This is a genomic window from Nostoc commune NIES-4072 (assembly GCF_003113895.1).
Classification (GTDB): Bacteria; Cyanobacteriota; Cyanobacteriia; order Cyanobacteriales; family Nostocaceae; genus Nostoc; species Nostoc commune.
In genome coordinates this window covers 2,525,545-2,551,586 of record NZ_BDUD01000001.1, presented here as the reverse complement: position 1 = coordinate 2,551,586, position 26,042 = coordinate 2,525,545, and the positions used below count along the sequence as shown (strand labels likewise).

22 protein-coding genes are annotated in these 26,042 nt (G+C 37.5%); 17 read left to right on the top strand and 5 right to left on the bottom strand.

What is annotated here, in order from left to right:
• The first annotated feature begins 344 nt into the window (after positions 1 to 344).
• The gene (locus CDC33_RS11285) at positions 345 to 1,400 is read left to right on the top strand and encodes an FG-GAP repeat domain-containing protein (protein ID WP_109008560.1); all 1,056 of its coding nucleotides are present in this window, start codon (positions 345 to 347) and stop codon (positions 1,398 to 1,400) included.
• Between the two features lie 780 nt (positions 1,401 to 2,180).
• On the opposite strand, the gene CDC33_RS11275 is transcribed toward CDC33_RS11285, so the two are convergent.
• The 3 genes from CDC33_RS11275 to CDC33_RS11265 all read right to left on the bottom strand — a co-directional run bounded on the left by CDC33_RS11275 (position 2,181) and on the right by CDC33_RS11265 (position 4,359).
• Positions 2,181 to 3,083 (bottom strand): ROK family protein, encoded by a 903-nt coding sequence (locus CDC33_RS11275; protein WP_109008558.1) that lies wholly within the window; start codon positions 3,081 to 3,083, stop codon positions 2,181 to 2,183.
• Positions 3,084 to 3,172: 89 nt separating this feature from the next.
• A complete protein-coding gene (locus tag CDC33_RS11270; RefSeq protein ID WP_109008557.1) occupies positions 3,173 to 3,382 on the bottom strand; it encodes a hypothetical protein in 210 nt (69 codons plus the stop codon).
• Between the two features lie 80 nt (positions 3,383 to 3,462).
• Complete coding sequence (locus CDC33_RS11265; protein ID WP_100901440.1) at positions 3,463 to 4,359, bottom strand: ABC transporter permease; 897 nt, start codon at positions 4,357 to 4,359, stop codon at positions 3,463 to 3,465.
• 130 nt (positions 4,360 to 4,489) lie between these two features.
• Between CDC33_RS11265 and CDC33_RS11260 the strand changes: the two genes are divergently transcribed.
• On the top strand, positions 4,490 to 4,891 hold the full coding sequence (locus tag CDC33_RS11260; RefSeq protein ID WP_109008556.1) for a four helix bundle protein: 402 nt from the start codon (positions 4,490 to 4,492) through the stop codon (positions 4,889 to 4,891).
• A complete protein-coding gene (locus CDC33_RS41205) occupies positions 4,884 to 5,006 on the top strand; it encodes a hypothetical protein (RefSeq protein WP_280524407.1) in 123 nt (40 codons plus the stop codon). The genes CDC33_RS11260 and CDC33_RS41205 overlap by 8 nt, the downstream gene beginning before the upstream one ends.
• Positions 5,007 to 5,116: 110 nt before the next feature.
• Here the strand turns inward: CDC33_RS41205 and trxB are convergent, their stop codons facing one another.
• Positions 5,117 to 6,487, bottom strand: a complete 1,371-nt coding sequence (trxB, locus tag CDC33_RS11255) for a thioredoxin-disulfide reductase (RefSeq protein WP_109008555.1) — start codon at positions 6,485 to 6,487, stop codon at positions 5,117 to 5,119.
• 178 nt (positions 6,488 to 6,665) lie between these two features.
• On the opposite strand from trxB, the gene CDC33_RS11250 reads away from it, so the two are divergent.
• The 13 genes from CDC33_RS11250 to CDC33_RS11190 all read left to right on the top strand — a co-directional run bounded on the left by CDC33_RS11250 (position 6,666) and on the right by CDC33_RS11190 (position 23,950).
• Complete coding sequence (locus tag CDC33_RS11250) at positions 6,666 to 7,232, top strand: Uma2 family endonuclease (RefSeq protein ID WP_109012538.1); 567 nt, start codon at positions 6,666 to 6,668, stop codon at positions 7,230 to 7,232.
• 187 nt (positions 7,233 to 7,419) lie between these two features.
• Positions 7,420 to 7,971, top strand: a complete 552-nt coding sequence (locus CDC33_RS11245; protein WP_109008554.1) for a type IV pilin-like G/H family protein — start codon at positions 7,420 to 7,422, stop codon at positions 7,969 to 7,971.
• Positions 7,972 to 8,088: 117 nt separating this feature from the next.
• Positions 8,089 to 10,296 (top strand): O-linked N-acetylglucosamine transferase, SPINDLY family protein, encoded by a 2,208-nt coding sequence (locus tag CDC33_RS11240; protein WP_109008553.1) that lies wholly within the window; start codon positions 8,089 to 8,091, stop codon positions 10,294 to 10,296.
• A 471-nt stretch (positions 10,297 to 10,767) separates the two neighbouring features.
• On the top strand, positions 10,768 to 11,538 hold the full coding sequence (rfbF, locus tag CDC33_RS11235) for a glucose-1-phosphate cytidylyltransferase (RefSeq protein ID WP_109008552.1): 771 nt from the start codon (positions 10,768 to 10,770) through the stop codon (positions 11,536 to 11,538).
• A 2-nt stretch (positions 11,539 to 11,540) separates the two neighbouring features.
• On the top strand, positions 11,541 to 12,521 hold the full coding sequence (locus tag CDC33_RS11230) for a GDP-mannose 4,6-dehydratase (protein WP_109008551.1): 981 nt from the start codon (positions 11,541 to 11,543) through the stop codon (positions 12,519 to 12,521).
• 6 nt (positions 12,522 to 12,527) lie between these two features.
• Positions 12,528 to 13,847, top strand: a complete 1,320-nt coding sequence (gene rfbH / locus CDC33_RS11225; protein ID WP_109008550.1) for a lipopolysaccharide biosynthesis protein RfbH — start codon at positions 12,528 to 12,530, stop codon at positions 13,845 to 13,847.
• Positions 13,844 to 14,890, top strand: a complete 1,047-nt coding sequence (locus CDC33_RS11220; RefSeq protein ID WP_109008549.1) for an NAD-dependent epimerase/dehydratase family protein — start codon at positions 13,844 to 13,846, stop codon at positions 14,888 to 14,890. Before rfbH ends, CDC33_RS11220 begins: the two co-directional genes overlap by 4 nt.
• Complete coding sequence (locus tag CDC33_RS11215; protein WP_109008548.1) at positions 14,883 to 16,394, top strand: N-acetylneuraminate synthase family protein; 1,512 nt, start codon at positions 14,883 to 14,885, stop codon at positions 16,392 to 16,394. The genes CDC33_RS11220 and CDC33_RS11215 overlap by 8 nt, the downstream gene beginning before the upstream one ends.
• Positions 16,395 to 16,416: 22 nt before the next feature.
• Positions 16,417 to 17,004, top strand: coding sequence for a hypothetical protein (locus tag CDC33_RS11210; RefSeq protein WP_109008547.1), 588 nt, complete (start codon positions 16,417 to 16,419; stop codon positions 17,002 to 17,004).
• 5 nt (positions 17,005 to 17,009) lie between these two features.
• Positions 17,010 to 18,815 (top strand): thiamine pyrophosphate-binding protein, encoded by a 1,806-nt coding sequence (locus tag CDC33_RS11205; RefSeq protein ID WP_109008546.1) that lies wholly within the window; start codon positions 17,010 to 17,012, stop codon positions 18,813 to 18,815.
• A gap of 56 nt (positions 18,816 to 18,871) precedes the next feature.
• Positions 18,872 to 19,861 (top strand): radical SAM/SPASM domain-containing protein, encoded by a 990-nt coding sequence (locus CDC33_RS11200; RefSeq protein ID WP_109008545.1) that lies wholly within the window; start codon positions 18,872 to 18,874, stop codon positions 19,859 to 19,861.
• 54 nt (positions 19,862 to 19,915) lie between these two features.
• Complete coding sequence (locus CDC33_RS11195) at positions 19,916 to 21,106, top strand: class I SAM-dependent methyltransferase (RefSeq protein WP_109008544.1); 1,191 nt, start codon at positions 19,916 to 19,918, stop codon at positions 21,104 to 21,106.
• Positions 21,107 to 21,226: 120 nt separating this feature from the next.
• Entirely contained in the window at positions 21,227 to 23,950 is a 2,724-nt protein-coding gene (locus CDC33_RS11190; protein ID WP_109008543.1) for a glycosyltransferase, read from the top strand.
• A 524-nt stretch (positions 23,951 to 24,474) separates the two neighbouring features.
• Here the strand turns inward: CDC33_RS11190 and CDC33_RS11180 are convergent.
• Positions 24,475 to 24,897 carry a tetratricopeptide repeat protein gene (locus CDC33_RS11180; protein ID WP_109008541.1) on the bottom strand — a complete coding sequence of 141 codons (423 nt, stop codon included), beginning with the start codon at positions 24,895 to 24,897 and terminating at the stop codon, positions 24,475 to 24,477.
• Between the two features lie 849 nt (positions 24,898 to 25,746).
• Here CDC33_RS11180 and CDC33_RS11175 point away from each other — a divergent pair.
• A complete protein-coding gene (locus tag CDC33_RS11175; protein WP_012407469.1) occupies positions 25,747 to 25,965 on the top strand; it encodes a DUF4327 family protein in 219 nt (72 codons plus the stop codon).
• The last annotated feature ends 77 nt before the right edge of the window (positions 25,966 to 26,042 follow it).

The window sequence follows — 26,042 nt, the reverse complement described above, 5'->3', positions numbered from 1 at the left end:
TATATCCTTAAAAAGGAGCGATCGCTTTTACAAAAATGCTCTTTACATCCTGACTAGCGATCGCACAAACCCCTATTTTATCGTCAGTTTCCGAAAATTTGTAATCTACTGAATGTAAAAGTTTGTAACCGATTGCATAATCCCTAAAACTCAGCTGTAGTTCTATATATAGGACTCCTATTTGATTTTTGAAATAGACGTAGGGTGTATTAAGAAAACGTAATGCACTTTAAACATACTTAGACAGACTTTTTTAAAAATCAAATGGATTGCTATAGCTTTATCTTGCAATATTACTATGTGCAAGTTTGGTATTGGTAGTGTCTTAATTAAGAAAAACAGCTATGCAACAGAAAATTGACTTTAATGGCGACGGTTTAAGCGATTTTATCCGCCAAGAAAAAGGTACATGGGTCGATGGTGTTCGTGATGCTGAAGTCTATCTGTCTAGAGGAGACGGTACTTTTAATCCGGGACTAGCGTTGACGGATACCTCAGCAGTCAACGGCAACTTTGTGAATCTGATTGCAGGAGACTACAATGGCGACGGCTTAAGCGACTTTATCCGCCAAGAAAAAGGTACATGGGTCGATGGTGTTCGTGATGCTGAAGTCTATCTGTCTAGAGGAGACGGTACTTTTAATCCGGGGCTAGCGTTGACGGATGCCTCTGCGGTGAACGGGAATTTTGTGAATCTAATTGCAGGAGATTACAATGGCGACGGTTTCAGCGACTTCATCCGCCAAGAAAAAGGTGCATGGGTCGATGGTGTTCGTGATGCTGAAGTCTATCTGTCCAGAGGAGACGGTACTTTTAATCCGGGGCTAGCGTTGACGGATACCTCAGCAGTCAACGGGAACTTTGTGAATCTAATTGCAGGAGACTACAATGGCGATGGTTTTAGCGACTTCATCCGCCAAGAAAAAGGTGCATGGGTCGATGGTGTTCGTGATGCTGAAGTCTATCTGTCCAGAGGAGACGGTACTTTTAATTCAGGCATAGCGTTGACGGATGCCTCAGCAGTGAACGGGAACTTTGTGAATCTGATTGCAGGAGACTACAATGGCGATGGTTTCAGCGACTTCATCCGCCAAGAAAAAGGTGCATGGGTCGATGGTGTTCGTGATGCTGAAGTCTATCTGTCCAGAGGAGACGGTACTTTTAATCCGGGGCTAGCGTTGACGGATGCCTCAGCAGTCAACGGCAACTTTGTGAATCTGATTGCAGGAGATTACAATGGCGACGGCTTAAGCGACTTCATCCGCCAAGAAAAAGGTGCATGGGTCGATGGTGTTCGTGATGCTGAAGTCTATTTGGCAAGAGGAAACGGCATCTTTGATTCAGGCATAGCGTTGACGGATGCCTCAGCCGTGAACGGGAACTTTGTCAATCTCGTATAGGGGCTAAACCTAGAGAAACTGTTATCTAGTGCCAAGTAGCCTAAAAGTGTTGCTCTGAATGGCTTTTGGTAGTATGCACTACACAAGTTGAGAACTTTTTCACAAGTTCGGGCTGGGGCAATACGGTTCGGTTAAGATCCCTCCGCCTACTGCGAACCCGATAAATTAGGGATAAAAGAGGGTTAGAAGTAAGCCTTTTTAACGAGAGTCGGGGGATCTTCAAAATATGAAAACGTTAACCGAAGCGTATTGCGGGATGGGGGAACGTAGCTGAAAGCCACATTCAACACAATAAAGTTGCCTTACACTCCCCCGACGGATGAGATGTGGGGCAACTTTAGGGGCTTCCAAATAAAAAATATCCCAAAACTCACGCAAAAATTTTCTATATTTCTCCTATCTCTGTATTCTCTGAGCCTAATAAGGTTAGTTTATTTGGATAATTTATTTCTTGGAAATTCCTTATTGTTAGGACTTACGCAAAAACCCTTTCAAACTCTCATTCTTGCGTGACGCATCATTTGCTTAGGGACTTCCAGAAATTAAATTATTCAATTTTCTGAGCGAAGATGATTGTCAGATTCTTCCTCCCCTGCTTCCCCTGCTTCCCCTGCCTCCCCTGCTCACCAAAGCGATTGTATATTTTTTTAGTTGGAAGTCCCTTAAAGTCGGGGAACCGCAAGGGTGCACTGGCTTCTCTGCGCCTTCTGTGGTAGCCTGCGGCAAGCCGCTTTGCGTCTACGTTTTCCGTTACCCGTGCGTAAGTCCTAATTGTTTTAGCTAAAATTCCGAATAGTGTTCCCATGCCAACTTTGCCGCACCCACTATCCCTGCAAAATTACCTAACTCTGCTGGCAATATTTGTAAACCCACGCGTGATAAAGGCTGAACTCGCTTCTCAATTTCTGCCTTCACTGCTGGTATAAAAAATTCAAAGCTGCCACTTATACCGCCACCAATAACGATCGCTTGCGGTGTGAGTACATAAATTAAACTCGTCAAACCAATCCCCAAATACTTACCATATTCTTGCCAAAAAGTCAATGCTGCGGTATCTCCTTGTTGGGCAAGAAAACCCAATTCGACGGGTTCCTTGAGAGTGCGACGGCGAATTGCAGTAGCACAAGCATATTGTTCTAAAGAGCCTTGATTGCCACTATTACAAATTGGGCCATCAGGATTTAATGAAATTAAACCCAATTCCCCGGCAGCTCCTTGATGTCCAACAAATAGTTTGCCATCAAGGATAATTGCGCCACCAACCCCAGTACCTAAAGTTAGCAGAATCAGATTTTGAAAATGGCGACCGGCTCCCAGCCAAGCTTCTCCTAAAAGAGCGCAATTAGCATCATTAGCGATCGCAGTCGGTTTGCCAGTTTTTGCTTCTAACCAGTCTGCTAAAGGCACATCGACCCATCCAGGTAAGTTAATGGCGATTTTGGCAATGCGTCTTGCTGCATCGGATGGGCCAGGAGTTCCAACACCAATAGCAACAGCTTGATTATCTGGATCAATTTGAGCGATCGCATCTACGAGCGCCGCCAAGACAGCCTCCGGTGTCGTCGGCTGGGGAGATGCCACAGTCAAAGATAAGAGACAAGTACCATCAGCTGCAAAACGCCCCAGCTTAATTGCCGTTCCCCCCACATCAATGCCAATTAGTTGAATTTTGTCATTAGTCATTAGTCATTAGTCATTAGTCATTTGTCATTGGGCATGGGGCATTGGTGAACAGTTATTCCTTATTCCCTATTATTGGGCGTGAGTTGTTTTCATCCTCGATCTGTTGGCGCAGTGTCTTTGCTTGGGAGAAGACGCGCAGCTTTCAACTCTGATTTTTGTAAATTAGCAAAAGTTGTGCTGCGGAAACTCGATTGCTCTTGCCAACCTGTAACTGGCGCACCTCTTAAGATACCAGCAAGAGCAACGGAAAGGATAAACCCGCCTGTAGCAGCAGCAATTAACGTTAAATTATCTTTCATACAAATCTCTCTATTGTTTATTTGTCCTTTGTCCTTTGTCAATTGTCCTTTGCTAATGACTAATGACTAATGACCAATGACTACTTTCGGATTCTATTTTCTCTTCGTAAACGGGGATTGACAAATTCATTTAACCCTTCACCAAGTAGTGATAACCCTACCACCATGAATGTCATGGTTAAACCAGGGAAAAGTGTAGTCCACCAAATGCCAGTAGGTAGAGCTTCTAAGGCTTGTTTTAAATCATGTCCCCATTCTGCCACTTCTTCGGGAAGTCCTAGCCCCAAAAAACCCAAACCGCCCAACACCAAAATTGCATCAGCAGCGTTGAGTGTAAATAGGACGGGTACGCTTTGAATGACGTTGAAAAATAAATAACGAGAAAGCACAACCCAAGTGGAAGCGCCCATTGCTTGAGCAGCTTCGATGAACACTTCAGTTTTCACGCTCACGGTGTGGTTGCGAACGACGCGGTAATATTGGGGAATGTAAGCAATGCTAATAGCGATCGCTGCATTTAATATTCCACGCCCCACTACAAACGCCAGTGTCACAGACAGCAGTAGTCCCGGTAGAGTGTAGATGCTATCCATAATAAACAGCAACACTTTATCCAATTTACCGCCGAGATAACCACTCAGCATCCCCAAAGGCACACCGATAATCATACTCAACGCTGTTGCCAAAATCACCACCTGCAAAGCAGCTTGAGCGCCGAACAATGTCCGGGAAAACACATCATAACCCAAACGACTAGTACCAAACCAATGTTTAGCTGAGGGTGGCTCGTGAATTGGATTAGAAAGAAAATCTTTGGGGTTTTGCAGCCATCCCCAAGCCTGGAATACGGGAGCGAAGAATGCCAGGAAGATGAAAAATAGGGTAATGGCTAACCCGATGAGCATGAGTTTTTGCGAAAGATTGAGACTGTTGCCAAACTGTAAAAATGTCGGTAGTCGCCGTTTTGTAATGGCCATAAAGCGATCGCCTGGATCAAAGCTTGATACGCTGACTATTTTACATATTAGGGTCTGGGGATTGGGAACTGGGGACTGGGTATTTGGTAAAAATGTCTCATAAAATTGAGGGACTTTAGATTGGGATGATATGCAAGATAGAGGCTTTGAGTCTTTAGACTTCTACCAAGATAGCCTCAAGCTGCTAAAAGCGGCTTATCGATTAGCAAATAGTTTGCCGGGTTGTGAGCGTTACAATTTGAGCGATCAATTACGAAGAGCAGCTTGCAGCGTTTTACTGAACATAGCTGAGGGCTATGGACGCTATCACTATTTAGATAGATTGCGTTTTATGTACATTGCTCGCGGTTCATTGACTGAAACCAAAAGCGCTTTCATTATTGCTGAGAGCTTGGGCTACTGCAATACAGAACAATTAAACTGGGTCAGTCAGCTTAAAGACCGGATTGAAAAAGGTCTTAACGGTTACTGTCGTTTTATTCGTTCCCAACAGCAGGGTAAAGAAGAGTACGGTACTCGACTGAGTGATTAGTGATTGGGGATTGGGGATTGGGGATTGGGGATTGGGGATTGGGGATTGGGATTGGGATTGGGATTGGGGATTGGGGATTGGGGATTGGGATTGGGGATTGGGTATTAGCAGTTAAAAGAATTATTTCCTAGTCCTCAGTCCCTAGTCGCCAGTCCCTAGTCGCCAGTCCCTAGTCCCCAGTCCCCAGTCCCCAGCCCCCAGTCCCCAGTCCCCAGCCCCCAATCCCTACAGATTACTTTCAATCAACTGGCGGTATTCGCTCTTTTGCTTCACACCTTTTACTTCCTGCACCAGTTCCTTATTTTTGAACAATTGAACCGTTGGTGTTCCTGTCACACCTGCATTTTCAGCAATATCTCGGTCTTTGTCGATGTCAATTTCCACAAAGTGAATAATGCTTTCAAATTCATCCACCACTTTATTTAAAATCGGCTTCAGGGTATGGCAAGGGCCACAACCAGGAGAGACGTATTTAACAAGAAGTAAGCGATCGCTTTCATGGAACAATTTCCGTAAAGCATAACCTCCCTCATGGCGCGTCGCATCCAATTTAAATCCAGCTTCTTCCTCGGCTTCAGTCTTTTTGGCTGGCTGATGTTCTAATTCATTAGCTGCTGTTTCTGGCTGTTGATGGAATTCTTGAATCAAGCCAGTGGACGACAACCAACGTTCTGCCAACATCGCCGCCATACAGCCAGTACCCGCAGCCGTAATTGCTTGCCGAAACTCATGATCTTGGACGTCGCCAGCAGCAAAAACGCCTTCTACACTGGTTTCTACAGAACCAGGTTTAGTGACAACGTAACCGACCTCATCCAGTTCTAACTGACCTTTAAATAAAGAGGTGTTGGGAGTGTGACCAATGGCGTAAAATAAACCTTTAGCGTGCAATTTGCTCTCTTCACCAGTTTTGGTATTGCGGACTTTCACTCCTTCCATGTGACCATTACCGAAGATATCCACGGCTTCTGTGTTCCAATGCACTTGGATTTTCGGGTTACTCAAAACGCGGTCTTGCATGGCTTTAGAAGCCCGCATTTTATCGGTGCGTACTAACATATTTACCTTAGAGCCGTATTTGGTGAGGTAAATTGACTCTTCCGCCGCCGAGTCACCAGCACCAATTACAGCCAATTCTGCACCGTGGAAAATTGGTGTCGCACCATCGCAAATTGCACAAGCGGAAATACCCCGACTCCAAAATTCATGTTCATTGGGTAAACCTAAACGCTTTGCAGTTGCACCCGTAGCAATAACGATGCTATTGGTTTTTATTTCCCTCTCTTGCGATCGCACTGTAAATGGACGCTGACTCAAGTCAACTGATATAACATCTTCAGTATATAGTTCAGCCCCCCAGCGCTCCGCCTGCGCTTTCATCTGATCCATCAGTTCCGGCCCGGTAATCCCTTGGGGAAACCCTGGAAAATTCTCGACTTCCGTCGTTGTCATTAATTGCCCACCAGGTAATCCCCCGGCTTGGAAACCTTCAAATACAACGGGTTTCAGGTTAGCGCGTCCAGCATAAATAGCTGCTGTGTACCCTGCTGGGCCAGAACCGATAATTACCAAGTTTTCTGTTGTTGTGTTAGCCATGAAAATATACGAACTCATAACGACTACGTTTAATATAGCATAACAAACTATGATTGGCTACGCCAGATGGTAAGCGATGTCTGCGACGGGCTATGACGCTCGCGGACTCGCTTTGCGCGTCGCTATCGGCGTCGCCAGAGGTACTTATGATATATATAAAAGTATTTTCTGTAATATTATGTGTTTCACCATTACAGACTTAGAGGAGCTACAAACCGAGCATCCAGAATGGCAAATGGAGCTGGTAGAAGGGAAAATCATAGTTATGGGGCCATCAGATTACGAGTCAGAGGAAATTGGCACTCGGTTGAGTACCTTCTTGAATATTTGGGTAATGTCGCGCAAGCTAGGGCGAGTAACTGGCTCTAGCGCAGGCTTCATATTACCTAGAATAGAAGAGGACGACTCGGAAAAAAGAAACCTTCGTGCCCCTGACGTGTCTTTTGTTCGCGCTGACCGATTGAAAAAGACCAAGCGCGACTTTGTAGAGTTAGTTCCAGACTTGATGGTTGAGATTAAATCTAAAAGCGACAGAATTAAACCACTTGAAGAGAAGATTCAGCTATTTTTGCAACTTGGGTCTGTAGTTGGCATATTGATTGACCCTGACAAATTGACAGTAACGGTTTATCGAATAAACCAAACTCCGGTGGTATTGCAGAATGGAGACATGCTTACACTACCGGACTTGCTACCAGGTTGGGAACTGGCGGTATCAGAATTGTGGCCACCTGAGTTTGAGTAAGGCATTCTCATAAACGAAATTGGGAATAAAGCCCCTGGTTTAGGCTAGGGGCTTTTAGATGCAAGGATTTTGGATTGTGTAACCGAATTTCGCCAAACTTTTTTTATCAAGGTGATAGGAAAGCGATCGCAGTTGGGTAAGTTATATCTAGAACACGCAACCACTTCCTATACCAGGGAAAACACTTATGAAAACCGAATTGAAAGCAAAGTTTCTCCAACACATCATCGGCAAAAAAAAGGAAAACGAAGGTTTCACACTTATTGAATTACTAGTAGTAATTATTATTATCGGTATTTTGTCTGCGATCGCACTACCTTCTTTCTTGAACCAAGCTAACAAAGGTAAGCAGTCAGAAGCTAAACAGTACTCAGGTTCTATGAACCGCGCTCAACAAGCATACTTTTTGGAAAATGCAGCATTCACTACTGTTATGGATCAGTTAGGGCTTGGTATTAGAACCCAGACTGAGAATTATGTTTATAGTGTGACCGGGAGTGATACTCTAGTTACCAATAATGCTTTATCTAGCAAAGCACCTCTCAAATCCTACGCAGGGGTTGTTCTTAAATCAACAGTATTATCTACCAGTGAAGCAACTACTCTAGCTGTGTTATGTCAATCAAACAATGTTGGTCAGCTAACAACTGCTGTAAATGGATCAGCGTCAACAGCGACAGCAACTTCCCCATCACTACCAACATGTCCCAGTAGTTTTGCAGAGTTGACATCGAAGTAAAAACTGGATTGATATATTTAGTTGCAAGCTTTGTAAAGTGGGTAGTTTAGACTACCCACTTTAATTTTGTTCTCAATTCTGGGAATAGTACTAGTACTATCCTGAAAATTCTTAACTATGACTTCTGTGCAAATTCCTACTGACATCACCCCATCAGAGCAGCAAGCCCAGCAATATTTTATTAAAGGTAACTATACTCAAGCTGCTAGCTACTATGAACAAGCTATCGAAACAGAGCCAGAAGTGAAATCTCACTACTGGAACTTAGGATTAATGTTGCTCTTGCAGGGACAAGAAGCAGAAGCGCAAATGACTTGGCTGCTGGGTATGGAGGAGGGAGAAGTCCAACAGGTTGAGCAATGGACTGTAGAATTGATAAAGGTTCTGCAAACCGAAGCCGAACGCAGAGAAACACTAGCAGATTATTCAGTTGCTTGGGCAATTCGCCAACATATACGAGAAATTTCTCCTATATATGTGAATAATCTTCTCTATTTGATTGAGCTATCTATCAAGCTAAAAACTTTTACTGGTGATGAATTAACTTCTCTAGAGGTAATTGAGTTAATTCAGTCAGAAGCAATTATAGATATTGAGTTATTGTTGCAAGTATTAGGGAGTATCATCAATGACGACCCTTTGCATTCCTCTGTCCTAGAGTTTGCAAAATGTTGTCTAACCCATGTTAGTGAGCCTCAATCTTTCATTAATATTTTGCTGCCAGCCGCAGTTAAAATCGCCCATTCTATGCAGCAGCCTAAGGTAGCAATATCATTGATTGAGCTATGTTTACGGCTGGAACCTGAAAATACAGAACTTCTGCGTCATCTCGCTAGTTTTTATTTAAGAGATTACAATTATTCTCAAGGAATAGAAATTGCTAAATTATGCTACTCACTTTCAAAGAGTTTAACCGATCAAGTCTTTGCTAAACACCTAATACAGCGAGGATTAATGGAAGCTCCTGCTTATTGGAACGAAGCGTGTACAGTTTCCCTAGAGCAGGAATCTTTACTAAAATCTTTAATCGAAGAACAACCTATAAATCTTGAATCAGCTAGAGTATTGCGTCTATTTAATGCTAACTATTATGCACCTTACTTACAAGATAATCCGCATAAAAATAGAGAAATTCAGAATCAAGTGGCGCAACTATGTCAGCTTAATGTGCAAGAATATGCTACAGAAAAAGTTCAGCAATATAAACAACGTATTTTACATAATAGAAATAAGCAAATAAAGATTGGCTATTTATCCCATTGTTTATCTAGGCATTCAGTTGGCTGGTTAGCTAGGTGGCTAATTCAACACCATACCCGTGAACAGTTTGATATTTATGGATATTTTATAAATTATAAACAAGTAGATGATTCATTGCAGGGATGGTATGTCCAGCAATTTAATCAAGCTTATCTAGGGGGAATTTATAGTGATGACATTGCTGAAAAAATCTACGAAGATGAAATTGATATTTTAATCGATTTGGATAGTATTACTCTAGATGTTACTTGTGAAATAATGGCGCTTAAACCTGCACCTGTACAAGTAACGTGGTTGGGTTGGGATGCTTCGGGTATACCAGCAGTTGATTACTTTATTGCTGACCCTTATGTTTTGCCCGATTCTGCTCAGGAGTACTATACAGAAAAAATCTGGCGATTACCGCAAACTTATATAGCGGTGGATGGTTTTGAAATCGGTGTACCAACTTTACGACGGGACTCTCTAGCTATTCCTAGTAATGCTGTAGTTTTTCTAAGCGCTCAAAGAGGATTTAAGCGCCATCCTGATACAGCACGGCTGCAAATGAGAATTATTAAGGAAGTTCCTAATAGCTATTTTTTAATTAAAGGGATAGCAGATTCTGAAGCTGTGCAGAAGTTTTTTATGCAGTTAGCAGAAGAAGAGGGTGTAGAGTATTCACGTCTACGATTTTTAGACTTAGATCCTTCTGAGTCTGTCCACAGAGCAAATTTAGCCATTGCTGATGTTGTATTAGATACTTTTCCCTACAACGGAGCTACGACAACGCTAGAAACACTCTGGATGGGTATCCCATTAATAACTAGAGTTGGACAGCAATTTGCCGCTCGCAATAGTTACACCATGATGATGAATGCTGGGATTACAGAAGGTATTGCTTGGACAGATGAAGAGTATGTACAGTGGGGTGTGCGTTTGGGTAAGGATGAAAAATTGCGAGAACAAATTTCTTGGAAGTTACGTCAATCAAGGCACACAGCACCGCTATGGAATGCCAAGCAGTTTACCCGTGACATGGAAAAGGCTTACGAGCAGATGTGGCAGAGGTATCTTGATATTTAATCAGCTTTTAGTGAGGGCTTGAGAAACCAGCTCTTTCAACACAAACAAATGAAATTCTTACATCCTCACCCATTTTGGGATGGGGTTTTACGCTGAATTCATAAAAGTCTGAATCTGGCTAGGTTTTAAGGCATAAAGCAGTTGAAAGCAGACATGAAAAGACAAAGAATCATCTTCAAAATTTAAGTTAAAACCCCGATTTCGGCAATACTCTAAGTACTATTGCTTATTGACAAATACTACGTGACGTTAAGCTATCACTAATCCTTCGAGGTACATTATCTGCAAGGCTTAACTCTGCAATGTTTTGTCTTCTTCTAAAGTCAGCCAAATTCTTAATTGTGCTGATATTTTCGAGCGTCTATTGCTTTTCGCTCTTATTTTATAATTTTTCGTGTCCCAGTATTTATACGGATGGCAATTGTAATTTGCCTTTATATTATGATGTCCATTGGCTAAAGAGAAAACAAAATGAAAGTTGTAATTTTAGCTGGAGGATTAGGAACTCGTCTAGCAGAAGAAACAGAAATCATCCCAAAACCAATGGTAGAAATTGGTGGTCGCCCTATACTTTGGCATATTATGAAAATCTATGCTCATTATGGGTATAAAGATTTTTACATTGCTTTGGGCTATAAAGGCGATTATATTAAACGCTATTTTTTGGAGTATTACAATCTAAATTCTAGTATGACTATTAATTTACAAAATGGTCATGTAGATATTCATAATAATGCAGCCGAGGATTGGATTCTCCATCTCATGGACACAGGGTTAGACACCATGACAGCAGGTAGAATCAAAAGATTACAGCCTTGGTTAGATAATGAAACATTTATGGTTACTTATGGTGATGGAGTTGCTAATTTAAACATTAAAGAATTATTAGAATTTCATAAATCTCATAAATGTTTAGCAACCGTAACCGCAGTCCGTCCTCCAGCCCGTTTTGGGAGTTTAAGATTTCAAGGCGATTTAGTAGATGAATTTCTAGAAAAACCTCAAATGGGAGAAGGTTGGATTAATGGAGGGTTTTTAATTTTTGAACCTAAGATTTTTGAATATTTAAAGGGCGATGATGAAATATTAGAAGTTGCCTTATTAGAAAAACTAGCTAATGAAGGACAATTAGCTGCTTATCGTCATTATGATTTCTGGCAGTGTATGGATACTTTAAGGGACAAATACAGATTAAAAGATTTATGGGACAGTGTTAATCCCCCTTGGAAAGTGTGGAATTAAGTATGAGTAATAGTTCTAATTTTTGGCAAGATAGACCAATTTTTATTACAGGTGCAACCGGATTGGTTGGTGGTTGGTTAGTTAAACATCTATTAACCGTTGGTGCGGAGATTGTTTGTTTAGTTCGAGACTGGATTCCTCAAAGTTTTTTGATACAAAGTCGAGCCTTAGAAAAAGTTAAAGTTATTAGAGGTGATATTTGTGATCAAGTTCTGTTACAAAGAATTTTAGAAGAATACGAAATTAATACGGTTATTCATTTAGCCGCTCAAACCGTCGTAGGAGTTGCTAATCGTAACCCTATTTCTACTTTTGAAACTAATATTGCTGGTACTTGGCGTTTGCTTGAAGCTTGCCGTCATAGTTCTACAGTCAAACAAATTATAGTGGCATCTTCAGATAAAGCTTATGGGGAACAGATACAGTTACCTTATGAAGAAAATGCTCCTCTAAAAGGTATACATCCCTACGATGTAAGTAAATCTTGTGCTGATTTAATTACTCAAACTTATGCCCATACTTATAATTTACCAGTAGCGATCGCCCGTTGTGGTAACTTTTATGGTGGAGGTGATTTAAACTGGAGTCGAATTGTACCAGGAACTATTAAATCTATCTTAAAAGAAAAAGCTCCTATAATCAGATCTAATGGTTGTTTTGTCAGAGATTATCTATATGTAGAAGATGGTGTTAAAGCTTATATGTTATTAGCAGAAAATTTATCACAGCACCCTGAATTGATTGGCGAAGCATTTAATTTTTCTTTAGAGATAAAATTAACAGTTTTAGACCTAGTAGAAAGAATATTAACATTGATGAACTCAGATTTGAAACCAGAAATTTTAAATCAAGCAAGTAATGAAATTAAAAATCAATATTTATCTAGTCAAAAATCGAGAAAAATATTAAATTGGTATCCCTCCTTTGATCTAGATACAGGATTAGAAAAAACCATTGATTGGTATCAACATATTTTAAAGTAAAAATGAATGGAAAAAAAACAACTATTGCGATCGCAAATTCTCCAATTAGTAGGAGAATATTACTCAGAAGCATTTCCGCAACGTGAATTTATACCAGGAGAAACACCTGTACCAGTATCAGGGAAAGTATTTGATCAACAAGAACTACAGTATTTAGTAGATTCATCTCTAGACTTTTGGTTAACAACCGGACGTTTTGCAGCCGAATTTGAGGAAAAATTTGCCCAATGGATAGGGGTTAAACACTGTTTATTAGTAAACTCAGGTTCCTCAGCTAATCTATTAGCATTAACCGCATTAACATCTCCAGAATTAGGAGAGAAAAGATTAAAACCTGGAGATGAAATAATTACTGTGGCTGCGGGGTTTCCTACCACAGTAAATCCGATTTTTCAAAATCAATTAGTCCCAGTATTTTTAGATATAGAAATTCCCTCTTATAACATAGATATCACTCAATTAGAAGCAGCATTATCAGAGCGCACTCGTGGGATAATGATCGCTCATGCATTAGGTAATCCATTTAATTTAAAGATAGTAACTGAATTTGCTCAAAAACATAATTTATGGTTAATAGAGGATAATTGTGATGCATTAGGAAGTTTATATCAAGGACAAAAAACAGGAACATTTGGACATATAGCCACAGCAAGTTTTTATCCTGCTCATCATATTACTATGGGAGAAGGGGGAGCAGTATTAACTAATGATTCTAAATTAAAAAAAATCCTAGAATCCTTGAGAGACTGGGGAAGGAGTTGTTGGTGTCCTCCTGGGGTAGATAATACTTGTAATAAAAGATTTGGTTGGCAATTAGGAGAATTACCTTTTGGGTATGATCATAAATATACTTATTCCCATATTGGCTATAACTTAAAAATGACCGATATGCAAGCTGCGGTCGGCTTGGCACAATTAGAAAAATTGCCTCAATTTGTGCATAAAAGAAGACAAAACTTTGACTTTATATATCAACAATTAGTAGATTTACAAGATGTATTAATTTTACCAAAGCCTACCGATGAATCTGAACCAAGTTGGTTTGGCTTTCTGATTTCAATCAAAGAAAATGCTGGGTTTAATCGCTATGAATTGGTGAAATATTTAGAACAAAATAAAATAACAACAAGACTATTGTTTGGAGGTAATTTAATTAAGCAGCCAGCCTATAAAGGCTTAAAGTATCGAACAGTGGGGGATTTAATAAATACTGATTATGTAATGAATAACAGTTTTTGGGTTGGAGTATATCCTGCTTTAAATGAAAATATATTTTTATATATAGTAAAACACCTATATAAATTCTGTGGACGAAAGGGAATATGACCAAAATATTAATAGAGGATTTACAACATATTCTCATCCATACAGAATTATTATGGGATGAAATGAATGAAAAGCGGATATTTATTACCGGGGGAACAGGTTTTTTTGGCTGTTGGTTGCTAGAGAGTTTTACTTATATAGTTGAGCAATTAAAATTGTCTGCTCAAGCAGTGATTCTAACAAGAAATCCAGAGAGATTCAAACAAAAATGTCCTCATTTATTTAATCACCCTGCTTTAAAATTTCATCAAGGGGATATCTGCAACTTTTCATTTCCTAAAGGAGAGTTTTCTCATTTAATTCATGCAGGAACTTCCACTAACGCTAAGTTATATCAAGCTCATCAATTAGAAATGTTCAATGAAATCATAGAAGGTACAAGAAGAACCTTAGAATTTGCGAAAGTATCAGGAGTAAAAAAATATTTATTAACTAGTTCAGGGGCAGTTTATGGCAAACAACCTAATATAATCTCTCATATTCCTGAAACCTATCAAGGTTCTCCCGATCCTTGTAATATATCATCCAGTTATGGAGAAGGGAAAAGAGCTTCTGAATTACTTTGTACACTATATCATCAGCAATATGGTATGGAAACTAAAATTGCTCGATGTTTTGCATTTATAGGAGCATATTTACCCCTTAATCTTCATTTTGCTATTGGTAATTTTATTCGAGATGCAATCGAAGGAAAAAATATTGAAATTAAAGGAGATGGAACACCCTTAAGATCGTATTTATATGCATCAGATTTGATGATTTGGTTATGGAAAATTTTATTTAAAGGTAAAAGTTGTTTTCCCTATAATGTTGGCTCAGATCAGGCAATATCCATTAGTGAATTAGCTAAGACGGTGGCGGAAGTATGTTCACCAACCACAGATATTTACATAGCTGAAGCTCCACTAGATGGTCAAATTCCTGAAAGATATATACCTTCGGTTCAAAGAGCTTATTTAGAATTAGAATTAAAGCAAAAAATTGACTTAAAAGTGTCGATAAAAAAATTTATGGATTCACAAACGGAGATAAATTATGAATAATATCGATAAGAGGCTATTGTTTATATTAGAAATAGCAAATAATCACAATGGTTCTGTAGAACATGGTTTAGAAATCATTCGTCAATTTGGCGAAATAAAAGAAAATTTTAGAGAGATATTCCAATTTGGATTTAAACTTCAATATCGTGATTTAGATACATTTATTCATCCTGATTTTCAAAACAGATTTGATTTAAAATATATTAAGCGTTTTTCCGATACAAGACTAACAGAAACAGAATTTAGATTGTTAGTAGAAGAAATGGAGAAATTAGGATTTATCAAAATTTGTACTCCCTTTGATGAAAATTCAGTTAATAAAATAGAAGATCATAATTTTGACATAATTAAAATAGCTAGTTGTTCTCTAACAGATTGGCCTTTATTAGAAAGAATAGCTCAAACTAATAAGCCCATTATTGCTTCTACAGCCGGAGTAGAGTTAGAAGCAATTGATAAGGTTGTAAGTTTCTTTTTACATCGAGAAAAAGATATATCTCTAATGCACTGTGTAGGTGAATATCCCACAAAAGATAATCATCTGCAATTGAATCAAATTGAATTATTAAAGCAACGTTATCCACAAATTAAAATAGGTTATTCTACTCACGAAGACCCTGATAATATTGAAGCAGTTAAAATCGCCATAGCTAAAGGAGCTACTATTTTTGAGAAACACGTTGGTGTAGCAACAAAAACTATATCTTTGAACAATTATTCAGCCAACACTACCCAAATAAAAAAATGGTTAGAATCAGTACAATTGGCCTTAAATATGTGCGGAGTAGTAGGTCAAAGGCAAAAATTTAGTCAAACCGAACAGTATAGTTTATTCTCTTTGAGAAGGGGAGTATTTGCTAAACATCCAATTAAAAAAGGCGAAAAAGTTGATTTAAGCAATACTTTTTTGGCAATTCCCACTATAGAAAATCAAATCACAGCTAATGATATGTCTAAATATACATATTTTTACGCTGAAGAAAATTTCCCAATAAATCAAGCAATTATGTCAGTAAATACTAGGAGAGTAGAAATTAGAGAACAAGTATACGAAATTATCCAAAAAGTCAAAAAACTGCTCAAAAAAAGTAGAGTAGTTGTACCACAACAATTAGAATTTGAAATATCTCATCATTATGGTATTGAAAAATTTTATCAATTTGGCTGTACGATCATTAATTACATCAATCGTGAATACTGTAAAAAATTAATTGTAGTTTTGCCTGGACAGAGCCATCCAGAACAATATCACAAGGTCAAAGAAGAAACATTCATTGTACAGTATGGCGATGTCAATATAATTATTAATGGCGAAGATAAAAAATGCACAGCAGGCAATATTGTAACTATAGAGAGAGGTGCTAAACACACTTTTAGTAGTGAAAATGGAGCAGTATTAGAAGAAATTTCATCAACTCATCACCAAGATGATTCTTATTATACAGATTCAAATATTGCAGCTAAAAAAGACAGAAAAACTCAACTAACTTACTGGATTAATTAGCTGATTAAAGGAAGTATTACTAATGTTAACAATAGTTTGGGACGTAGATGACGTATTAAATAATTTAATGCTGATGTGGTGGGAGCAGTCTTGGTTAGTTTCTCATCCTACTTGTACTATCAAATATACAGAATTTAATCAAAATCCACCTCATTTAATACTAGGAATTCAGAAAGAAGATTATTTAAACAGTCTAGATGATTATCGGTTATCAGGAGGAATATCTCAATTAAAACCAGAGCCAGAAGTATTAGAATGGTTCAAAAAATCGGGCAGTTATTTTCGTCATATTGCCTTAACAGCAACACCGATAAAAACAGCATCTTTGATGGCAAATTGGGTAATTAAGTATTTTGGTAAATGGATTCGGTGTTTTGCCTTTGTTCCCTCCTACCGAGTTGGTGATTTAATTCCTGAGTATGATCAAGATAAAGAATCATTTTTAACTTGGTGGAAACAGGGGCAAATAATGATTGATGATAATCCTAATCATATTCAAGCAGCCCAAAAATTAGGAATGAAGACATTTTTAATGCCTCAACCTTGGAATAACTCTACGATGACGAGAACAGAAATACTTGATTCTTTGACAAATTTGGGTAGAGATTAATAAAGATGATCAAACTTTCTGATTATGTAATTCAGTTTATTGCCAATTTGGGTGTAGAGCATATTTTTTTATTGCCCGGAGGAGGATCTATGCACCTACTAGACTCTGTAGGTAGGTGTCAACAATTAAAATATATTTGCAATCTTCATGAACAAGCTTGCGCGATCGCAGCCGAAGCGTATGGACAGTACACCAACAACTTAGGAGTAGCTTTAGTCACCACAGGGCCGGGGGGAACCAACACTCTCACTGGAGTTGCTGGAGCTTGGTTAGATTCTACACCTTGTTTATTTATATCAGGTCAAGTTAAAACTGCTGATTTAGTAGGTACGCGTGGTGTACGGCAGATGGGGTTTCAAGAGATAAATATCGTAGAGATGGTGAAACCAATTACTAAATATGCTGTAGTAGTGACAGACTCCAAAACCATCCGCTATCATCTAGAAAAAGCTGTTTACCTGGCTAAAAATGGTAGACCTGGGCCTGTGTGGATTGATATTCCCTTGGATATTCAAGCTGCCCAAATAGAAGAAACTGAATTAGTTGGCTTTGAGAAGCAGGAAGTAGAAAAGCCAATTGATCGCAGTTTACTACAACAACAGATTAGTGAAACTATTAGTCTATTAAATCAGGCAAAAAGACCCTCTATTTTAGTGGGTAATGGAGTGAGATTAGCTGGAGTAATAGAAGATTTCTTGCAGCTAATTGAGATCCTCCAAATTCCTGTTCTCACCACATGGAAAACCATTGATTTTTTGCCGGAATCTCACTGGTTATTTGTCGGTAGACCTGGAGCAATCGGACAGCGAGGAGCTAACTTTACTCAACAAAACTCTGACTTATTAATAACTATTGGAGCTAGGCTAGATTTTGGCCAAACTGCATACAATCATCAAAATTTTGCTCGAGGGGCTAAAAAAATTATTGTTGATATTGACTCTAATGAAATTAGTAAAATGATGATGTGTATTGATGTCCCTGTCTGTGCCGATGCAGGTGATTTTATTAGAGAATTTTTGCAACACAAGGGTAAAATTATCTCTCAAGATCGTAGTAGCTGGCTTAATCGTTGCAAAGATTGGCAAGCTAAATACCCTGTAATCCTTCCCGAATATTGGGAAGAGTCAGATAGAGTTAATAACTACGTTCTTATTGATGTTTTATCTGAAGAGATGTCAGAAGATGATTTATTGATTCCTGGTAGTTCGGGAGCTTGTAGTGAAATTACCATGCAAGCGTTTAGAGTTAAGCCTGGAATGCGAATTTTTAACACCGAAGGACTAGGATCTATGGGTTTTGGTATTGCATCTGCCATTGGAGGCTGTTTAGCAAGTGCAGGAAAACAAACCATTTGTATTGATGGAGATGGCGGATTTATCATGAATGTTCAGGAATTAGAAACTGCCAGGAGATTAAAATTACCTATTAAATTTTTTATTTTGAATAACGATGGATATGTTTCTATTCAAAATACTCAAAAAAATTATTTTCAAGGCAGATATATTGCTAGTAATCCTAATAGTGGGTTAACCTTGCCTGATTTTAGTAAACTTAGTGCAGCTTTTGATATTCCTTATACCAAAATAGCTAATCATGGAGAAATTAGACAAAAGATAATAGAGGTATTAAATTCATCTTCAACCTTTATTTGTGAAGTGCTTATATCACCTAATCAATTTACTGCTCCTCGTATTACTTCCATAAGCAATCCAGATGGCACAATGGTTTCTAAACCGCTTGAAGATATGTGGCCCTTTTTAGAGCGAGAGGAGTTTTTGGCTAATATGATTGTTCCTCCTATTAAGGAATAATTTTGCCATCATGTTTTATATCAATTTTTATTCCCTTGTAACTAATTAAAAAAACTATGTCATCAATAAGAGTAATAGAAAGACAATCCCTGGAATCTGTTATTCCTTTATCTTCACCCTATCTCCTTAGAATAGATCCATCTAATGTCTGTAATTTTCGATGTGAATTTTGTCCCACTGGTGATCCAGAACTTTTAAAATCAGTAAACCGCCCAAAAGGAATTATGGGCTATGATTTGTTCTGTAAAATAATTGATGATGTATCAGAATTTGAGCCAAAATTAAAAAAACTGTATTTTTACAAAGATGGCGAGCCACTTCTGAACAAAAAACTTCCTGATATGATTCGTTATGCCAAAAGTAAAGAAGTAGCAGAAGAATATTGGATAACCACAAATGGTTCATTGTTAAATCCCCATATCAATCATCAATTAATTGATACAGGCTTAAACTTAATTCGTATTTCTATAGAAGCAGTTAATAGTGAAGGTTATCAAAAAATTGCAAAAATTAAATTAGATTATGACAAATTAAAAGAAAATATCGCTCATTTGTATGCTAATCGCAAAAATTGTAAAATTCATATAAAAATTGTTGATTACGGATTATCAGACAATGAAAAAGAAAAATTTTATCATGACTTTGCAGAAATTTCTACTTCCATAAATATTGATAATTTAATGGGTTGGTCAATGTCTGAATCTAAAGATTTTACACTAGGTACTAATCCTAATAAATCTCCTGATGGTGTAGCTTTGGTATCTAAAGAAGTCTGTCCTTTTCCATTTTATACGCTTACAATTAATTTTGATGGTACTGTTTCTGTTTGTTGTGTTGATTGGTCTCATAGTACCTTAGTTGGTGATGTCAAACAGCAATCTTTAAAATCAATTTGGCTGGGAGAAGAATTATTAAAATTTAGAAAAATGCACCTTCAAAAAGAACGCCATAAAAACAAAGCTTGTGGTAACTGTCAATATATTGATACTTTGCAAGATAATCTTGATCAATATTCTGAACTAATTTTACATAAATTAACCAGCTAATGACGATTTATATAATAAATTAAAATTTAAACAAATTTATACATAATAATTAACATGATTCAAAACATCAAACGCAACTGTCCCATCTGTAATAGCCAGAATAAGAAGTTCCTGTTTAGACAAAAATTCTCTCTCTTATCTGAGGGTAGCTTATTAACAGGTTATGATGTCGTTGTATGTGAAAATTGTGGTTTCGGTTTTGCTGACGATATTCCTGAACAGACTGAATTTGATATTTATTATCAGCAAATGTCGAAATATGAATATCAAGATAGTGGCGGTAAAGAATCAGGATTTGATCTGATGCGTTTTCAGATATACGTAAAAACTATTAAACCATATCTTCTATCAACACAATCTTCAATACTTGACTTAGGTTGTGCTACTGGTCGTCTTCTATCATTGTTTAAAGAAAGTGGGTATACAAATGTCAAAGGTTTAGATCCTTCTCCTGTATGTTCTGACCTAGCTGCAAAGTTGTATAGAATTGTTGTACAAACAGGGAATCTTTGGGATATAGAAATTCCTGGAAAGCCTTTTAATTGCATTATATTGAGTGGTGTGCTCGAACATATTCGAGATATAGATAGGGCATTATCTAGACTTAGTAATATATTATCTGATGATGGAATAGTTTTTATAGATGTTCCCAATGCTAGCAAATTTTCTATGTATCAAGATGCTCCATTTCAGCAATTTAGTATGGAGCATATTAACTTTTTTTCACCATTTTCTCTGTCTAATTTAATGAAAAGTTTTGGGTTTTTGGAGTTGCTTTCGTTGAAAGAAAATTATCCTCAAAGCCCTAATACAATTTGTCCGTCAGTTTCGGGTATTTATAAAAAAATAGATAATGTTAATCCAGCTTCTATAGTTAAAGATGAACTTACAGAAATAGACTTATCCAACTATATTACCCAATCTAAAAAAATTGAAGAGCGTATCCATCAAATTATTAATGATGTCGTGGATAAAGCATCTTCTATTCTTGTGTGGGGAACTGGCACTCATACATTGAGATTGATGGGAACTAGCAGATTATCTCAAGCAAAAATTTCAGCTTTTATTGATTCTAATTATCGCTATCAAGGAAAAACAATATTTGATATTCCCATCATTTCTCCTGATGATATAAAAAATAGAGATGAACCAATTCTCATCTCATCTCGTGTGTTTCAAGAAAGTATAAAAATACAAATTAAAGATATACTCAAACTTGAGAATAACTTAATTCTACTTTACTAAAAATGATTAAATATAAATAAATTTTTGATAAATTAACTGTCAAATAATTAAATATTTATAATCTTGGTATTCTACTAATTTTGTATTTGAAAAATTTAAATAAAATAATTGAGTAAAAACATGAATCAGCCCTTATTTTCTATTATTATACCTACCAGAGAAAGACATTTAACCTTACCCTACGCAATAGACAGCGTATTAATTCAAAATTACTATAATTTTGAATTAATTATTATGGATAACTTTAGCAGCGAAGAAACCTATAAAGTTGTTCATGAATTTAAAGATGAAAGAATTAAATATTTTCGCGCTAATGAGAGACTGTCTATATCTGAAAATTGGGAATTGGGATTGTCTTACACTACTGGAGAATATATTTTTGTTTTAGGAGATGATGATGCTTTAATGCCAGATGGGCTTGAACTCGCTTCAAGGCTAATAAGTGAGTATAACGTTAATATTCTTTCTTGGTCTCGATACTCGTATGGCTGGCCCAATGCAATCGTACCTTGGATAAGAAATAGACTACAGCTAAATTTGTTATCTCATGCCGAGTTGTGGAATTCAAAAGAAAGACTGAAACAATTTTATAACTATCAGCTATCTCATGAATTTTTGCCTATGGTTTACAATTCTTTTGTCCATAGAAAAATAATAGAGCGTATTAAGTCGATTTATGGCAAATACTTTATGTCATCTACTATGGCGACAGCTCCAGATGTTTATTCTGGTCTTGTTAATGCCTATTTTACAGATAGCTATTTATATTCTTTCCGTTCTATATCTATTATTGGCAGTTCAGGATATAGTTTAGGCGCATCAGTATGTTACCAAAGTTTCAAGTCGGAACCTTTGAAAGATGCTCTCAAAGACGAAAAAGAAGATTATCGCTCAAAAGTGCATCCTATTTTAATTCCCACAACCAATCAAGAGATAGGTTTTGCACACTTACAACTTCGCACTAAAGAATTATTTTTCCCATCTGATACAGAACTTGAGGTAAATATAGAAAATTTATTAAATTTTGTAATTCAACACATTAATAGAGACCCGGGTACATATGAAATAACATTAAAAGATATTGAGGCACTAGCCCAAAAGCATGGTATTTCTGTTGCTAATTTGAACATACCTGATAAATTGACTAATTTGAATACTAATGTAGAAGGATACCAAGGACTTATTTTTACCTCAGACGGAACTTCAAGGCAATTAATTATTAACTGCGAACAAGTAGGGATATCAAATGTTGCTCAAGCAGTTAAATTGGCTCAGGGAATATTGCCTAGAATGGAAAAGATCGTAGTCTCTACTACTGATATTAATAAACTTACTAAAAAGGAGGAGTTACAACTTAAATCTCAAAAATATGAAGAAAATGAACAATCAGTGCCAAGAGTTTTGGTAGATGGGGTATTTTTTCAACTCTATAAAACCGGGATTGCAAGAGTTTGGAAATCCCTTTTGGAGCAATGGGCTAACACCAAATTTGCTGATCATATATTGGTCTTAGATCGGGCTAATACTGCACCGAAAATTAACGGTATTAATTATCGTACTATTCACGCTTACAATTATAATAATACTGAAGGCGATCGCCAGATTCTCCAGCAAATTTGCGATGAAGAAAGAGCAGAATTATTTATTTCAAGCTACTACACTACTCCTATTACTACCCCTTCTGTATTTATGGCTTATGACATGATACCAGAAGTATTAGGAGGCAACTTAAATGAACCGATGTGGAGGGAAAAACATAACGGAATTCAACACGCCTCTGCTTTTATTGCTATATCAGAAAACACAGCTAAGGACTTAAGTACATTTTTTTCAGATATACCATTAGAATCAATTACCGTTGCCCATTGTGGAGTAGATTCTCTTTTTTGCCCTGCTTCTGAAGTTGAAATAAACGCTTTTAAATATAAATATGGTATAAATAAACCCTATTTTCTATTAAGTGGCTTAGGAGGATATAAAAACGCAATTCTCTTTTTTCAAGCATTTGCCCAATTAAGCAACAAACATAATTTCGATATAGTAGCAACTGGTGCAGGTAATCAATTACCTTCTGAATGGCGACAATATACTGCGGGATGTACTTTTCACGCATTACAATTGAGTGATGAAGAATTAAGATTAGCTTATGCTGGGGCAGTGGCATTAGTTTATCCTTCTCAATATGAAGGTTTTGGAATGCCAGTAATTGAGGCAATGGCTTGTGGTTCTCCTGTAATTACTACTCCTAATGCCTCCTTACCTGAAGCCGGAGGAGATGCTGTAATTTACGTCAAAGATGATGATATTCAGGGCATGGTTGATGCTTTATGTGAAGTGCAAAAACCGAGTTGCAGAAACTTATTAATTAATGCAGGCTTAGAACAGGCGAAACATTTTTCTTGGTTCAAAATGGCAGAAATTGTAAAAATAGCCTTAATTAAAGCCTCATTTTCAGATTTGAATTTCAAAGAAACTAACATAATTGTTTTTCCAGATTGGTCAACAGATGAAGAACAATTAGGATTAGAATTGATGGATCTTATTCAATTAATCATATCCCATCCTAATCATAAGCAAATTACTCTACTGATCGATATCAATGGCATTGTACAAGAAGAAGCTGATTTATTATTGCAAAGTATAGCTATGAATCTTATGATGCAAGAAGAAATAGATATAACTGAGGAGTTGACAATTTCTTTATTAAGAGATTTGACTGATAACCGATGGCAAAGTTTAATTCCTTGTATTAATGCCAGATTTGTCTTAGAACATGAGAATAAACAGATAGTTGCCAATCAGCAAGTACGACAAATTCCTTTATGTTCTATAGAAAATATATAATATAGGAATCCGATTTGATTTCTGAAAAGATACGTAGGGTGTGTTAGCGACAGCGTAACGCACCAAACCCTTGATAATGGTGCGTTACAAACTTCGTTCTAACACAACGCCAGTTGCTACAACGGATAGCGTCGGCGGCAAGCGAGTCAGACGCTACGCACAGTCGCTTTAAGCGAAGCCATGCCGCAGGCTTTACGCTACGCTATCGAGCGTCGGGAACCTCCCAACGGGTTCACCAGTCGCCTACGGCGGGAAACCCGCCTACAGCGCTGGATTCACCGCAACGCACTGCCTCCCCTACAATACCTAATTTTGTTCAAAAATCAAATAGTAGTCCTATATTTTTATAAAAATATTATAAATAGCAGTCTTAAATAGTTGTGAAAATTCACTTTTTTCAGATACCAAACTTCTCATAAAATAAGTTGGGTATCTAACTCTTCACGAATGATTTAGGAATAGTATACTTAAATGTTTTCCTGCCAACAAGAGGACTTTTGAAACGTCCTTTTAAGTAAAGAGTATTAATTAGGTTTGGACTGATTATTTGTTTGAGAATTGCTGTTGACTTGTGCTTTTTTCAGTTGCTCTAATAAAACCTTGTAGCTCGGCCTATCAGGACGTAACTTGACTAGCCTCTCTAAACCTTGAATAGCACCCTGAATATCTTTTAACCCTAAGCGCACATTTACCAACCCTTCCAAGGCCACTACGTTCTCTGGTTCTCGTTTTAAAACCATCTCAAAACTCCGCGCCTTTTGTTCTAATGAAAAATCTGGAGATGGAACTACTGTTTTGGATGGCTCAGTTGCCTGTCTAATTAAAGGAACCGCCGAAAACACAATGGAACTTAAGAACGAGACCATAGAGATTATTGTTACTAACTTTTGTCGCCGCTTAATTTGCTTGCTGCGGTTAATTAGGTAGTCTTCCCCTGAACTAGCCATACTTCGATATATCCTGTGGTAAATACTTAGGTAATAGCATTATTGCTATTTTTAAGATACCCACTATCTCACAAAAGTTATCATTTTGGCGAGAAGCGTTTTATACAAACTTCAAATGCTGACTCTGAAGACAAGGAAGCTTTATGGTGAGCTTATGCTGTACCGACAATTTCGCTATGCGTAGTTTACCGCCGTAGGCATCGCTCTCCAAGTCTTATTTACTGGGCGGAAAATTAAGATTATATAAAGATTTGCGATTATTCAGCCTAAAGTTAGATGTTTGCGATATTGTAAATAACGTTTAAATAAATAGAAACAGTAGATATTTCTACTCAATTGCAAATTTACCTGTTAGTCAAAAACTTTCAAACTAGCCCGTGTCCTATAGTTATTCAACAAGCACACATATTTTTCGTGATTCAACAAAATAAAATTTTACCAGTCGTCCTCAGTCACACTACATAGTGCAACTTCCCAGACGACTAATTATTTTGCTCGCCGTCTACAATAGATAAAGGTTACAACGAAAAAGAAGACGGCTAAAGGTTAAAAGGAAAAGGGGAAACAAAAGCATCCTTTACCCCTTTAGCCTTTAATCCTTATCCCCTGAACCATTGCCCAGGTTCTGCAAAAAGTTTAAGGACTACTTGGTGAATTTAGAGTTTTGTGGTGGTAATTACCGTACAAAAGCGAATTTACTAGTAATTTAGTAGAGTTTGTTATGGTATAGTTAAAAAGTTAAGACTAGCTTTACCAAAATTACACCACTCTACGATCCAGCAACAATTGCAGAATGGAAAGCAGTTTTAATTAAGTATTTACCAACAAAATCTGAATTCAATCGAGGTTATGACTCAGCAAGTGATTCACCCAATGGTGAAATTGCAGCGCAATGTGCAATCACTCATAGAATCGAACATTATCAAGCCAAGCGATAGCATCTGGAAAATCGCTTTGCTCTACGGTAATGAATGGCAGCACTGGAAACAGGAACTGCTTGACTTTGGCTTTAGTATGCAAGACCCAGTTAGTGAATTGCTAGCTGTAGAGACTTGGGATGAGGAATAGGGAATGGGTACTGGGGACTGGGGACTAGGAAATAATTCTTTTAACTGCTAACACTCAGTCCCTATTCCCTAATACCC